At 33.8% G+C, this 13,232-nt stretch carries 12 protein-coding genes and 1 riboswitch; of the genes, 9 read left to right on the forward strand and 3 right to left on the reverse strand.

Going from position 1 to position 13,232, the window contains the following annotated elements; translation table 11 throughout:
* Nucleotides 1-30: 30 nt before the first annotated feature.
* Nucleotides 31-123: riboswitch (TPP riboswitch) on the forward strand.
* Nucleotides 124-166: 43 nt separating this feature from the next.
* The 3 genes from thiT to VZL98_05230 all read left to right on the forward strand — a co-directional run bounded on the left by thiT (nucleotide 167) and on the right by VZL98_05230 (nucleotide 3,216).
* The gene (thiT, locus tag VZL98_05220) at nucleotides 167-718 is read left to right on the forward strand and encodes an energy-coupled thiamine transporter ThiT (protein ID WVH64332.1); all 552 of its coding nucleotides are present in this window, start codon (nucleotides 167-169) and stop codon (nucleotides 716-718) included.
* A 97-nt stretch (nucleotides 719-815) separates the two neighbouring features.
* Nucleotides 816-2,546 (forward strand): cell wall-binding repeat-containing protein, encoded by a 1,731-nt coding sequence (locus VZL98_05225; protein WVH64333.1) that lies wholly within the window; start codon nucleotides 816-818, stop codon nucleotides 2,544-2,546.
* Nucleotides 2,547-2,586: 40 nt separating this feature from the next.
* Entirely contained in the window at nucleotides 2,587-3,216 is a 630-nt protein-coding gene (locus tag VZL98_05230) for a hypothetical protein (GenBank protein ID WVH64334.1), read from the forward strand.
* Between the two features lie 25 nt (nucleotides 3,217-3,241).
* Here the strand turns inward: VZL98_05230 and VZL98_05235 are convergent, their stop codons facing one another.
* On the reverse strand, nucleotides 3,242-4,705 hold the full coding sequence (locus VZL98_05235) for an IS1182 family transposase (GenBank protein WVH64335.1): 1,464 nt from the start codon (nucleotides 4,703-4,705) through the stop codon (nucleotides 3,242-3,244).
* Nucleotides 4,706-4,851: 146 nt separating this feature from the next.
* A complete protein-coding gene (gene mnmA / locus VZL98_05240; protein WVH64336.1) occupies nucleotides 4,852-5,958 on the reverse strand; it encodes a tRNA 2-thiouridine(34) synthase MnmA in 1,107 nt (368 codons plus the stop codon).
* 169 nt (nucleotides 5,959-6,127) lie between these two features.
* On the opposite strand from mnmA, the gene VZL98_05245 reads away from it, so the two are divergent.
* Entirely contained in the window at nucleotides 6,128-6,949 is an 822-nt protein-coding gene (locus tag VZL98_05245; GenBank protein WVH64337.1) for a peptidoglycan binding domain-containing protein, read from the forward strand.
* Complete coding sequence (locus tag VZL98_05250; protein ID WVH64338.1) at nucleotides 6,900-7,475, forward strand: L,D-transpeptidase; 576 nt, start codon at nucleotides 6,900-6,902, stop codon at nucleotides 7,473-7,475. Before VZL98_05245 ends, VZL98_05250 begins: the two co-directional genes overlap by 50 nt.
* 98 nt (nucleotides 7,476-7,573) lie before the next feature.
* Here the strand turns inward: VZL98_05250 and VZL98_05255 are convergent, their stop codons facing one another.
* The gene (locus tag VZL98_05255; GenBank protein WVH64339.1) at nucleotides 7,574-8,803 is read right to left on the reverse strand and encodes an FprA family A-type flavoprotein; all 1,230 of its coding nucleotides are present in this window, start codon (nucleotides 8,801-8,803) and stop codon (nucleotides 7,574-7,576) included.
* A gap of 159 nt (nucleotides 8,804-8,962) precedes the next feature.
* Here VZL98_05255 and VZL98_05260 point away from each other — a divergent pair, with 159 nt between their 5' ends.
* The 4 genes from VZL98_05260 (at nucleotide 8,963) to VZL98_05275 (ending at nucleotide 13,136) form a co-directional block, all read left to right on the forward strand.
* Nucleotides 8,963-9,853, forward strand: coding sequence for a transporter substrate-binding domain-containing protein (locus tag VZL98_05260; GenBank protein WVH64340.1), 891 nt, complete (start codon nucleotides 8,963-8,965; stop codon nucleotides 9,851-9,853).
* A gap of 13 nt (nucleotides 9,854-9,866) precedes the next feature.
* Entirely contained in the window at nucleotides 9,867-10,628 is a 762-nt protein-coding gene (locus VZL98_05265; protein ID WVH64341.1) for an amino acid ABC transporter permease, read from the forward strand.
* Nucleotides 10,615-11,355 carry an amino acid ABC transporter ATP-binding protein gene (locus VZL98_05270; GenBank protein WVH64342.1) on the forward strand — a complete coding sequence of 247 codons (741 nt, stop codon included), beginning with the start codon at nucleotides 10,615-10,617 and terminating at the stop codon, nucleotides 11,353-11,355. The genes VZL98_05265 and VZL98_05270 overlap by 14 nt, the downstream gene beginning before the upstream one ends.
* 251 nt (nucleotides 11,356-11,606) lie before the next feature.
* On the forward strand, nucleotides 11,607-13,136 hold the full coding sequence (locus VZL98_05275) for a cell wall-binding repeat-containing protein (protein ID WVH64343.1): 1,530 nt from the start codon (nucleotides 11,607-11,609) through the stop codon (nucleotides 13,134-13,136).
* Nucleotides 13,137-13,232: the final 96 nt, after the last annotated feature.

A 13,232-nucleotide genomic window follows, 5' to 3' on the forward strand; every position in this document is an offset into this window, starting at 1 on the left:
ACTTGTAAATAAAAAAAGTTAATGATACAATGATTCCACTAGGGGTGCCTTACGGCTGAGAACTTATGTAACCCTTTACCTGATCCGGATAATGCCGGCGTAGGGAAGTGCTTATAACTATTAGACCCCATTCTTTTTGAATGGGGTTTTATTATTAGGAGGAATAATGAATAAAAAAACAAGGCTTAGAATGATAGTTGAAGGAGGTATTATGATTGCGCTGGCATCGGTATTGAGCATGGTAAGACTATACAAAATGCCGCAAGGCGGTTCTGTAACAGCAGCTTCCATGATGCCTATAATGTTGTTTGCAATGAGATGGGGAGTTCCTAAGGGAGTTTTAGTCGGAACTTTATATGGTATTTTACAATTTATTTTTGAACCATATATGGTCTCACCGATACAAATGCTCTTAGATTATCCTATAGCTTTTGGTGTTTTGGGACTGGCAGGAATTGTTAGATACTCACTTAAAAACAATAAACAAAGAGTACAATGGGTTGTTTCCGGCTGTGCACTTGGGATGTTCTTAAGAACAGTATCACATGTCATATCGGGAGCTATCTTTTTTAAAAAATATGCGGGAGTAATGAATCCCTGGCTGTATTCAATTCAGTATAATGCATCATATATGCTAGTCGAATTAGTTATGACTTCGATTATTATATATTTTATTTGGCAGCCGATAGAAAAAGCGGCTCCTGCTGTTGATAAATAAAGCATTATCTATTAATATCTTAATTATAAAGAATTATTAAATTCAGCCGTATTAATAATAATATGATATGATATTAAAAGTGGTGGTGGTTAGTACTATGAAAAGAAAACTGATTGTTTTATTTCTACTGTTTTCATTCTTATTAAATACTGTTGCATTTGCAGATAAGGAAATCCCAATAACAAGAGTCTCAGGCAGCAATAGATTTGAAACGGCAGCAAATATAAGTAAAAAGACTTTTGAAAAGTCAGAATATGTATTTTTGGCCAATGGTTACAATTATGTGGATGCATTGGCAGCATCGAGTTTAGCAGCTCAGCTAAAAGCACCTATACTTTTAACTGATAAAAATGAATTACCCAAAGTTACCATCCAAGAAATGGAAAGACTTAGTGTCAGTAAGGTAATAATACTGGGCGGTACGAGTACGATTTCTTCATCAATTGAAAACAGCATAAGCTCAATGGGTTATGAAGTATCCAGAATCGGTGGTGTAGACAGATACAATACATCTGAACTGATTTTTGAAGAGTTGGTTAAGCATACCGAAATTTTCGATTGTATGATAACTACAAATGAAATAGATGCTCTTGCATCAAGTGTAGTCAGAGGGGATAATATCCCACTTATAATGATAAATAAATACTCTCCATCTAAATTTGCTATTGACCTGAAACTCAACAAGATAGTTATAGGTGGGGAACTTCAAATTGATAGTAATCTATACTCAAAACTAAATGCTTCAAAAAGGATAAGTGGTTCTAACAGATACGAAACAGCCATGCAGTTAGCTGAAGGTATTCAAACTGATACTGCAATTATAGTTAATTCTACGAATTTAGTAGATGCTTTTACAGCTTCATCATTTGCAGTTGCAAATAAATATCCGATACTGTTAAGTGCTCAGGATAAAATAGATAAAAAGACAAAGAAATATATTGAAGACAAGAAATACAATAATCTCATCTTAATTGGTGGAGAAAATATGTTAAGTAGTAATCTACTACTTGAAAACAAACCTGAAAGAGTTCCAAAAAACAATAAGATAAAAAGAAACTCAAGTGGACGATTTGATATAGATTATGCTTATTTCGGAGGTTTTAACTCAAATGGTACCGAATGGTGGTTTAAACATCCTACATCCTACTATAACGGAACCAAGGCAACTATTGAAGATTATAGAAGAGTTGTTGTAGATAAGCATAATGCACTTTGGCAGGCGCCTGAAACCGGTAAAAAGACAGTATATCTTACCTTTGATGAAGGTTATGAGTACAATAATAATACTGCCAAGCTCTTAGATATTGCAAAAGAAAAAGGCGTAAAATTCACTTTCTTCCTGACCGATGCTTATTTAAATCAAAGTCCTGAGGTAGTTAAAAGAATGGCCAAAGAAGGACATTTGGTCGGCAATCACTCCATGAGACATGACAAAGGTTCAGTTTTAGCCAATGTCTCAGTGGAATCAGTAATCGATGAGTACAATCTTCTAGAAGTTAAATATGAGCAACTAACCGGAATGAAAATGAGTAAATACATGAGACCGCCTTATGGCGATTATTCTGAAAAATACCTAGCAATCCTAGATGAATTGGGATATGTACCTGTATTTTGGAGTTTTGGTTATCATGATTGGGATATACATAATCAGCCTGGTCATGCATTTGCTCTTGATAGCATACTTAAACAAATACACGATGGTTCTATTTTATTACTTCATACGGTTTCAAACACAAATATTGAAATAATGCCAAAACTTATCGATGAAATAAAAGCTAAAGGTTATGCAATTGAAACGATTGATAAGATAGATTTAAAGAATAAATAAATCTGAAACTCGAATTATTGTACACCGGGAGGTAAAGTACATGAAAAAACTATTGTTTGTGATTTTACTCTGCTTTGCACTAGTCGGATGCAATGATAGTTCAACTAAAGATACTGAAACGAGTTCCGAATCAAGTGATAAAGTGGAAAAAGAAGAAAAAGCTGTAGATATTTTAGATGACTTAGATAGTGAAACTGATTCCGAGGATGCGAAGGAGGTAAGTAAATCTGATAAAGTCGTGGATCCTAATCGATTACCTGAAAAAGTAGGGAAGTACAAAGATTTTAACGATATGGTTACTTATGCGGAAAACATAGTTATAATAGAATTTATATCGGATAATGGAATTGAAGATAAAAACCATAACTATGAAGTTAAAATTACTAAAGTTATCGTAGGAGATGCGAGTGAAGAGGACACACATACATTGTCACTAAATACGGATACTATAATGGGAAGTAGAGAATTCAAGGATGGAGACAGTGCATTATTGATGTACAAGGAAACAGAAAACAATGTCTTGGTGCCTATGGATCCTGATTTATCGATGTTTGTGATAGAAAAGCGCAAAATTTTGTTTGATAAAAACACTGTAAAATTATTTAGAGCTCCTATGTCCGCTACACTACCACTCAATCAAGTAATCACTAAAATCAGAACCGGTGAATAAAACAAAAAGCCTCAAATTGAGGCTTTCAGACTGAAGACAAACCCTGATTAAAAATCAGGGTTTGCTCTATCTTGACAAATCTATTAGCAAAGTTCAATATTTTTCTTAAAACACCATTATTTTTGGGTGGCTTTTTATCTCTTTTACTTAAGATTATTGCTAACTTTTTCATATTTAGGGTCGCAAAAGTAAGTGCTGCTTTCATATCCATTTTCTTTATACCTACCATATTGGTATATCTAAATCCATGATATTCCTTTGCACTCCCAAATTGCCTTTCTATTGTTTCTTTTCTCTTTTTATACTCTGCTTTCCCTTTATATGTATACCGGTATTCTTCTGAGATATCAAGATAATCTTGCCAGATATGTCTAGTTATTATCTTTTGGTGTTTTTTACTACTTGTACACCTTCCTAGGTACCCACAGTTTACACAGATCTTTGGGTTGCTCTTGTACTGCCTATATCCTTCTCTATTTGTGGTTGAGTATTCTAATACTTCATTTGCTGGACAAAGGTAACAGTTGTAGTATTCGTCATACACAAAATCTCTTTTATAGAATGGGTTTTCTAGTTTTGCTTTTGTTTTTTGCCTGGTGTATGGAAATACTGGAAATACGCCACCATCTAACAGTGCTTTCGCTATTGCCGGGAATTTATAGCCTGCATCCATAACTAGTTTTTTAGGGTTCAATCGTTTTAACTTTTCATCAAAGAAATCTTTAAATGTTGTTCCATCGTGTAAGTTTCCAGGATATGATTTAAAACCTAATATCCATCCATTTTTATCACATGATGTCTGTACGCTATATGCAAATACTTCTTTATGTTCACCTTTATGGAATAGTCCTGCTTCAGGATCTGTTGTGCTTTTTGTTACTTCTTTTAGTTCTTCATCTTTATCTTTAGGATCAAATGGCTTTTTATCATGTTTTTTTCTATCTTCGTTTATTTCTTTTTCTAACTTTTTTTGATAGTATCTTATCTCTTTTTTCACTTTTACTTTAACAACCTTATACCTATTGGCATGTGCTTTAACATGTGTTGAGTCAACAAATTGGATATTTGTATCAACTAAGCCTTCTTCAATGGCTTGTAGTAGTATGTTTTGAAAAATATCTTCAAATATGTTTGTATCTTTAAATCTTCTTCTGTAGTTTAGACTAAAAGTTGTGAAATGAGGTATTTTATCGTAAAAATCAAAACCTAAAAACCATCTGTAAGCAAGATTTACTTCAATATCTTTAATTGTTTGTCTCATGCTTTTTATGTTGAAAAGGTATTGGATTAAGGTAATCTTAAGCAAAACAACGGGATCTATACTAGGTCGTCCGTTATCAAGACAGTACAAATCTTCAACTAATTCATATATGAAATCAAATTTAATGTATTTATCTATTTTTCTAAGTATATGATCTTCGGGAACCATTTGATCTATTGAAATCATTTGAACTTGATCAACTTTGTTTTTAGAATTTTTAAATAGCATATTAACACCTCTCTCTTAGTGTTATATACACCCAAAACGGTTTAAACTACACATAATATGGCATTTTTAGAACAAAAAAAGCATAGCTAGAAATTTTTTCTAGCTATGCTTTGTCAACAGTCTGAAAGCCTCAAATTGAGGCTTTTTTATTTTGATATAGTATTTGTAAAAGCATATTTCGAATCGAGTGGAACCGGTTCGTCAATTAACATACTTCCTAAACAGACTTCTCCATCATATATAACTGCAACCTGTCCGGGAGTTATTCCTTTGAAGGGTTCAAATTCTAAGAGTGCTCTATCATCAGATAATAAGTTCATACTGATTTCTACATCGGGCTGTCTGTATCTGAATTTTGCAGTAAGATTTTTACTAACAGGTTTTTGTCCTGATATCCAATGTATATTGTCTGCATATAAAGCTACAGAATAGTTAGCCGGGTGTTGTTCTGATTGAGCAACATAAACTTCGTTTTTTTCCAAGTTCTTACCTACGACAAACCAAGGCTCACCTGAGCCGATACCACCTATGCCAAGTCCTTTTCTCTGTCCATTGGTGTAGTGAATAATTCCGGAATGATCTCCGACTTTTTCCATCGAATCAACATCTATAATATCACCCGGCTTAGTGAATAAATACTTGTCTAAAAACTCGTTAAAATTACGCTCACCTATAAAACAAATCCCAGTAGAGTCTTTCTTTTTAGCTGTAACCAAATCATTTTCTCCTGCTATTTTACGAACTTCGGTCTTTAGTAAATCTCCGATGGGGAATATGGTTTTATTCAACGCTTCTGAAGTTATCCTGGATAAAAAATAGGACTGATCTTTAGAAGTATCACTACCACGAAGGAGTAAGCCTTCTTTTTGATTGACTCTAGCGTAGTGTCCCATGGCTATATAATCGCCTTCAATAGTCATTGCATAGTTTAGAAATGCGTTAAATTTTATCTCTTGATTACACATGACATCCGGATTGGGTGTTCTACCTCTCTTGTATTCACTTAAAAAGTAAGTGAATACGGTATTCCAATATTCTTTTTCAAAATTTATAGTATAAAATGGGATGCCAAGCTGATGAGCAACTCTTCTTGCATCATCTGCATCATCCGTTGCAGTACATACACCATCAGGGTCTAATTCATTCCAGTTTTTCATAAATAGACCTATAACTTCATAACCCTGTTCTTTAAGAAGTAGTGCAGCAACTGATGAATCAACTCCGCCACTCATACCTAAAATAACTTTTTTCATATTATCACCTTCTTTGTAACTATGTGTATTATATAAAATGAAAGTTTAAATAGCAAGTAAGAGATTTTTTGAAAATGTAATGTAATATAAAAAAATCCCTAAAAACTACTAATTAATACTTAATTATGATATTATTTAATTGTAGAATTGTTTTAATGGAGGCAAAAAAATGAATAAAACATTTATAAAAATTTTCATAGCTTTATTGATAGTTTATTTAATAGGAGCAGGTGTGTTTACAATTATGACCTACCCAAATACAACTGTATCCGGAGAGGATAAGAGTTTTAGCCGTTTGGACAATGCCCTTTACAGGGATTATCAATCCAGAAAACTGGAAATTAAAGGACGCAATAATAAAACTGCAAACTTAAATGCACCTCAGATAAGTTATACTGAAACTGTAAAGTCAGGAGTTAAAATTAACCAAAACCAGTTTATCTGGCCGGTAGCAGTTTTTCAAAATCATGTCCACAATCCCGAATATGATTATGCTTATAATGAACAGCAATTGGAAGATTTTATCAACGCTTCAGATTTAATGAAAGATGCTAAACTACCTGAAAATGCAAGTCTTCATGTGGTTAATGGAAAATATGAGATAAATGCGAGTAATCCGGGAGATACGCTTGATTTAAAACTTGCTAAAGAAAAAATAATCAGTGCATTTTTATCCGGAGAGAAATCCATTACTCTGGAAGATGAATACCTCAAACCGGAAATTACGGAAGACAGTGAAGCACTTAAGAAGAAAATGGAAGATGTCAATAAGATAATCACCATGAAAATCAGCTATGATTTTGGTGAAGACAAAGAGGTTTTAGAAGGTGAGAGATTATTAGATTTTTATAAATATACAGGTGAAAAATACGAGCCTATACGTGAACAAGTGCATGAATATTTAAGACAACTTGCAATAAAATATGATACCTATGGTGAAAATGTGGAAAGAAAATTTGGAAGCTACAGGTATTGGTCAAATTACGGTTAAAGGAGGAATCTACGGATGGCAAATGGATGTAGACGAATCTACAAATGAATTGATGAAAGTATTAAGTGCATATGAATCAAAGGATTTGGTACCTGTTTTTCTAAATGAAGGACTACAAAGAGGACTAAACGATATAGGAAAGACTTATATTGAGATAGACATAAACAGACAACACCTATGGTATTACAAAGATGGAGAATTGATGACGAATACTCCAATAGTTACCGGCGATCCAACGAGAGGAGTCGCAACTCCTAAAGGCGTTTGGAAAGTATGGTCAAGAGAAAAAGATAGATCTTTGGTAGGTATAGTTCCTGAAGGCTCAGCAGATTATTCTTCTTATGTTGATTTCTGGATGCCTGTTAACTGGAGCGGTGTTGGAATACACAATTCCAGATGGAGAACCGAGTTTGGAGGAGGGATTTATAATGGTAGCGGTAGTTATGGATGCATAAACTTACCTTATGATCCTTCTAAGATAATCTTTGACAATGTAGAAATAAATACTCCGGTAGTAATATATTAATAAAACCGTAGTATTGAAACAAAAGTTTTGGGCTGCAGATAAAATAATAAAGAATAAAGATAATGAAAAAGTCGGGAGATTATCCCGACTTTTTAGTATTAGTTGTCCAGTAAATCTGTCAGTTCTGTCAATCTGTCTTCTTTGAGCTTATGAGCCATTGTTCTGGCAATATTTCTGAGTCCAATGATATCTTCGTCACATGCAGCGCATTTTGCTTCAACTACTTCAGGAATCATATCATATTTTCCTTTTTCTCCAAATTCCTTAAGTGCTTTTACAGCTCCACCGCTCCAGCTATAGGATCCGAACACGCCAAGTACATGATTTTCAATTTTGTTCATATCTAGGATATTAACAAGTTTGGTCATAAGTGGGAACATGTAGTTATTGTAAGTACAAGATCCTAAGATTAAACCTTTGTATCTCCAGATTTCACTGAGTATATATGATTCATGTGTTTTTGAAACATCAAAAACTTTTATATTACTTATACCTTGAACAGCAAGTTCTCTGGCGATAACTTCAGCCATTCTTTGAGTATTTCCGTACATGGATCCATATACTATAATTACTCCTTCTTCAACTTCGTATCTAGACCATTTGTCATAAAGCTCTATTATTTTTTCAGGATGAGATCTCCAAATAGGACCATGTACCGGACAAACCATAGATATTTCCAAACCGGCTAATTTCTTTAAAGCAGATTGTACTTGCTTGCTGAACTTTCCTACGATATTAGAAAAGTATCTTCTGGTTTCAGAATGGTAGAAGTCCAAGTTGATTTCATCGTCAAAAATAGTTCCGTCAAGTGCACCAAAACCACCAAAAGCGTCTTGAGAGAAGAGAATCTTGCTCTTTGGTTCATAACTAACCATTGATTCAGGCCAATGTACCATTGGTGTAGTATAAAAAGTTAAAGACCTGTCGCCAAGATCCAGCGTCTCTCCGTCCTTTACTTCCAAGATGTTTTCAGTTATACCATAAAATTCTTCAAGATATTGAATCGTTCTCTTATTTCCAACAATTTGCACATCGGGGTAGAGTTCTCTAATTGTAGAGACTGCTCCGGAGTGATCGGGTTCCATGTGATGGATGACTAGGTAATCCAGATTTTTATCCCCGAGAGCTGCTCTAAGTTTTGCAGTAAAATCTGAGACCTTAGTTATTTTAACTGTATCGAGAAGTGCAGTTTTTTCGGCATTGATGAGGTATGAGTTATATGATACACCATTCTCAAGCGGCCATAGATTTTCAAAAAGATGTGTATCTCTGTCGTTAACACCAACATAGTGTAAAAAATCGTTAATTCTTACGGATATTAGTTCCATTGCTACCTCCTATATTTGTCTTATATTATAATTGTATAATAAATAGCATAAAAAGCAAGTGAGATATTAAATAAAAGAATTATTTATGACTTGTCTTTGAATTTTAAACGAAATTATTGTATAATATAACAAACTTATATTTAGAGGAGAGGAGTTAATATGAAAAGATTTTTTAGTATTATTATAGCGATTGGAATTATGGCATTACTACTTGTCGGTTGTGGACAAAAGGCTGAAGATAAGCCAAAGACTGAGGACAAATCAAGTACTGAAACTACCGAAAATAAAAAGGAAACAGAAAGTACTGAGGACAAAGATACTTTTGTCGTAGGAATGGAAGCGGCTTATGCACCATTTAACTGGACACAAATAGATGACAGTAATGGAGCTGTTCAAATTGACGGATTAAAGGAATATGCCGGTGGATATGATGTTGAAATAGCTAAGATTATAGCCGAGAAACTTGGTAAAAAACTAGTTATAAAGAAAATGGAATGGTCAGGATTACCATTGTCAATATTATCAGGTAAAATTGACGCTGTTATAGCTGGTATGTCTCCTTCTGATGAAAGAAGAGAACAGATGGATTTTACAAACCATTATTATACTTCTGATTTAATAGTAGTGGTCAAAAAAGGTGGGCCATTTGAGAAAGTAACCAGTATAAAAGAATTTAAGGATGCTAAGATTACAGCTATGCAAGGTACAATTCACTATAATGTAATTGATCAATTGGAAGGTATTCTAAAACTTGAACCAATGGACGATTTCCCTGCAATGAGAGTGGCATTAGAAGCAGGTAAAATCGATGGTTATATTAGTGAAGTACCTGAGGGGAAAAGTGCTAGTCATGCAAATCCTAACTTCACTTATCAAGAATTAACTGAAGGTTTTGAAGTAAAAAATCCTGAAGAAGTATCAATAGCTGTTGGTGTAGCAAAAGGTAGTGATTTGGTAGAAAAGATAAATAAAATATTATCTGAAATTTCCGAAGAACAAAGAACAGAAATTATGAATCAAGCTATAGTAAATCAACCTGCAATGAACTAATGGAGGGTAATTAATGGACTTTCAAATAGTCAAACAGATTGCTGTGAATAACTGGCCCATGTTTCTGAGAGGAGCATGGGTCACTCTCTATATATCTATAATATCTACTATAATCGGAACTATGATTGGTTTTGTCGTAGGTGTTGTAAAAACTGCTCCAAAACCGAAAAAATTATTAGGTAGGATAATTCTTAAAACAGTTAAGATAATATTTGATATTTATGTAGAGGTTACGAGAGGAACTCCGATGATGGTACAAGCCATGGTATTTTTCTATGGAATGCCATTATTATTAGGAATAGACATACCTCCATTTGCATCTTCGTTAATAATCGTTTCTGTCAATACAGGAGCGTATATGGCAGAGATAGTTAGAGGTGGTATTATCTCGATAGACAAAGGTCAGTTTGAGGCCTTTGATGCACTAGGGATGAATCATGTACAGGGGATGTTATATGTAATACTCCCTCAAGTTTTACGAAATATACTACCTGCTACGGGTAACGAATTTGTAATTAATATTAAAGACACATCAGTATTGAATGTAATTCAAGTAACTGAACTGTACTTTCAAACGAAATCTATTGCAGGAGCAAACTTTAGATATTTCGAAAGTTTCTTAATAACTATGGTAATATATCTTGTGATGACATTTACTGTTACGAGAATATTAAGGATGATAGAAAAGAAACTCGACGGACCTGCAAACTTTATTATGTCCGGAAATCAGATGCAAGTAGTAGTACCGGAGGTGAAACCACTTGAAAGAGAATAGTATATTAAGAGTTGAAGGATTGACAAAATCTTTTGGTGAACACCCGGTACTAAAAGGTATCAATTTTGAAGTTGTACCAGGTGAAGTAGTGTGCGTTATCGGTTCATCCGGATCCGGTAAGTCGACACTATTAAGATGCATTAATAGACTCGAAGAACCAACAACGGGTAAGGTATTTTTTAACAATTTAGATGTGGTAGAAGACCAGGAAGAAATTGGAAACTTTCGAAGTAAAGTTGGGATGGTTTTTCAAAACTTCAACCTTTTTGCTAATATGACCGTATTAAAGAATTGTACTATTGGTCAGGTTAAAGTACTAAAAAAAGATGAAAAGAGCGCCAGAGAAACTGCGTTGAGATTTTTGGAACTTGTTGGAATGGCGGCTTATATAAATGCAAAGCCAAAACACCTATCAGGTGGTCAAAAACAAAGAGTTGCTATTGCCAGAGCACTAAGTATGGAACCAGATTTAATGCTTTTCGATGAACCAACTTCAGCACTTGATCCTGAAATGGTAGAAGAGGTTTTAAAGGTTATGAAGGACTTGGTGGATTTGGGCATGACTATGATCGTAGTTACCCATGAGATGGAATTTGCAAGAGATGTTTCTTCTAGAGTTATTTTTATGGATGATGGTGTTATCTGTGAAGAAGGGGATCCGAAAGAGATATTTACAAATCCGAAAAATGAAAGAACTAAAATTTTCTTACAACGTGTATTAAAATAATTGTTACGATAATGTAATAAAAGGTGTTATAAAAAGACAAAAATCAATATGGCGTTGTAACCAATTTGTAACCTTTGTAAAATACTTGTATTGAGAATTGCGATAAAAACAAAATAGTTACAAAAATGTTACAAAGTAATTAAAGTATATAAAAAAACAGTCTATAAAGGCTGTTTTTTTGTTTTTTCACCTGCTTTAATTGACTGGAAAATTTACTTAATCTAAAATATTTCTGTATGGAGGTTGAATAAATGAGAAAAATTTTAGTTGGAGTCTTAGTACTCTTTTTATTTATCACACAGATAAATTCGATTGCTTTAGCCGATTCCGGAGAAAGTGTAATAATAAATACCGAAAACGACGAAGCATCTCTTATTAGAAAAATATCCAATAGGTCTGCACAAGCAGATTCTAAAATCTTCCTAACATCTAATACTACTTTCGCAGATAGTTTAGTAGGTGGAGTACTGGTATCAGAAAAAAATAGCAGATTATTTTACTATGAAGACATAAACTCAGACGTTGATCTTGATATGTTAAATAGTGCTGAATCTATAAGTCTATTAGGCGGTAAGGATAGATTAAATGCCGAAGAAATCGAAAAATTAGATAATTACAAAGAGAGAATCAGTGGCAGTGACAGATATGAAACAGCAGTTGAAATATCGAAGCAATTGGGTACTGACAGAAATTTAATAATTGCAAGTGGGGATGTATTTCCTGATGCCTTATCAGCTACAGCGCTGGCAAAGGTAGAGCATAGAAATATTTTATTAGTTTCAAAAGATACACTTCCTAAGACAACGGAAGCTTACTTAAGAGAATATGGAATTGGTAAAAATATAATATTCGTCGGTGGTGAAAACACCATAAGTAGAGAAGTGAAAGAGCAAGTTGTTAGAATTGTAAATCCTGATTTGAATATTGATGCTGTAACACTAGCGGGTAAAAACAGATACGAAACATCTTTAATGATAGCTAATAGATTTAAAAATTACAAATCACTTGTTTTAGTAGATGGAAACAATTATCAGAAAGCGCTGATGTCATCAGTACTGGCTGCTAAAGAAAATTCTCCTTTAATATTAGCAGACAAAGGAAGAGTAGATATTTCTTCAGTTCTATATCTAACTACTAATGCGAAACAGGTTTATGTCTTTAATAGTATAGGCAATATTGACTACGATTTAGTAAAAGCATTCCACGATTATTATTCAGATGGAGAGAATGTGATTGAGGATTTAAACGGTCAAGAAGTTCATATAGAGAGTCTAAAGGCAAGTGAATCAGCGGCTGAGAGTGAAGCTATTAAGGAAGAAAAAACTGAAACTGAACCGGCTGACGAACCTAAAGAGAGCGCTGAAGATAAGAAAAAAGAGGAAGCAAACAATAATATAGTCATGCCATCAGGAGATATTATAAATCCTGATAATAAAACTATAACTTTAAAAGACGGAACCGTTAGAAAATATAAGCAAATCATTAGGATGAATTCAACATCTTATGATGCTTCACCTGAATCGAACGGACCTTGGGGACCGATAACTGCTCTTGGTACAAATCTTAGACCGGGTGTTGTTGCCGTAGATCCTAAAGTAATACCTCTAAAGACGGAGTTATATGTAACTTCAACTGATGAATGGCCATCTTATGGTATGGCTATTGCAGAAGATACCGGTGGTGCTATAAAAGGTAATAAAATTGATTTGTTTTACGAATCTTCAGAGACTGTACATAAGTACGGTAGAAGAGATGTAATTGTATATGTATTAGAAGATTAAAACCGGCATATGCCGGTTTTTTTACTTAAGCTTACAATACTGTAGTGTTTAAGTGATAAATTTAGGTTATAATAGTCATGAACAATGAGTTAGGAG

Source organism: Peptoniphilaceae bacterium AMB_02 (assembly GCA_036321625.1).
Taxonomy (GTDB): domain Bacteria; phylum Bacillota; class Clostridia; order Tissierellales; family Peptoniphilaceae; genus Microaceticoccus; species Microaceticoccus formicicus.

Bases quoted from the DNA above. Each gene is read 5' to 3' on its own strand.
- thiT (WVH64332.1), top strand. From the start codon at position 167: ATGAATAAAAAAACAAGGCTTAGAATGATAGTTGAAGGAGGTATTATG.
- VZL98_05225 (WVH64333.1), top strand. From the start codon at position 816: ATGAAAAGAAAACTGATTGTTTTATTTCTACTGTTTTCATTCTTATTA.
- VZL98_05230 (WVH64334.1), top strand. From the start codon at position 2,587: ATGAAAAAACTATTGTTTGTGATTTTACTCTGCTTTGCACTAGTCGGA.
- VZL98_05235 (WVH64335.1), bottom strand. From the start codon at position 4,705: ATGCTATTTAAAAATTCTAAAAACAAAGTTGATCAAGTTCAAATGATT.
- mnmA (WVH64336.1), bottom strand. From the start codon at position 5,958: ATGAAAAAAGTTATTTTAGGTATGAGTGGCGGAGTTGATTCATCAGTT.
- VZL98_05245 (WVH64337.1), top strand. From the start codon at position 6,128: ATGAATAAAACATTTATAAAAATTTTCATAGCTTTATTGATAGTTTAT.
- VZL98_05250 (WVH64338.1), top strand. From the start codon at position 6,900: ATGTGGAAAGAAAATTTGGAAGCTACAGGTATTGGTCAAATTACGGTT.
- VZL98_05255 (WVH64339.1), bottom strand. From the start codon at position 8,803: ATGGAACTAATATCCGTAAGAATTAACGATTTTTTACACTATGTTGGT.
- VZL98_05260 (WVH64340.1), top strand. From the start codon at position 8,963: ATGAAAAGATTTTTTAGTATTATTATAGCGATTGGAATTATGGCATTA.
- VZL98_05265 (WVH64341.1), top strand. From the start codon at position 9,867: ATGGACTTTCAAATAGTCAAACAGATTGCTGTGAATAACTGGCCCATG.
- VZL98_05275 (WVH64343.1), top strand. From the start codon at position 11,607: ATGAGAAAAATTTTAGTTGGAGTCTTAGTACTCTTTTTATTTATCACA.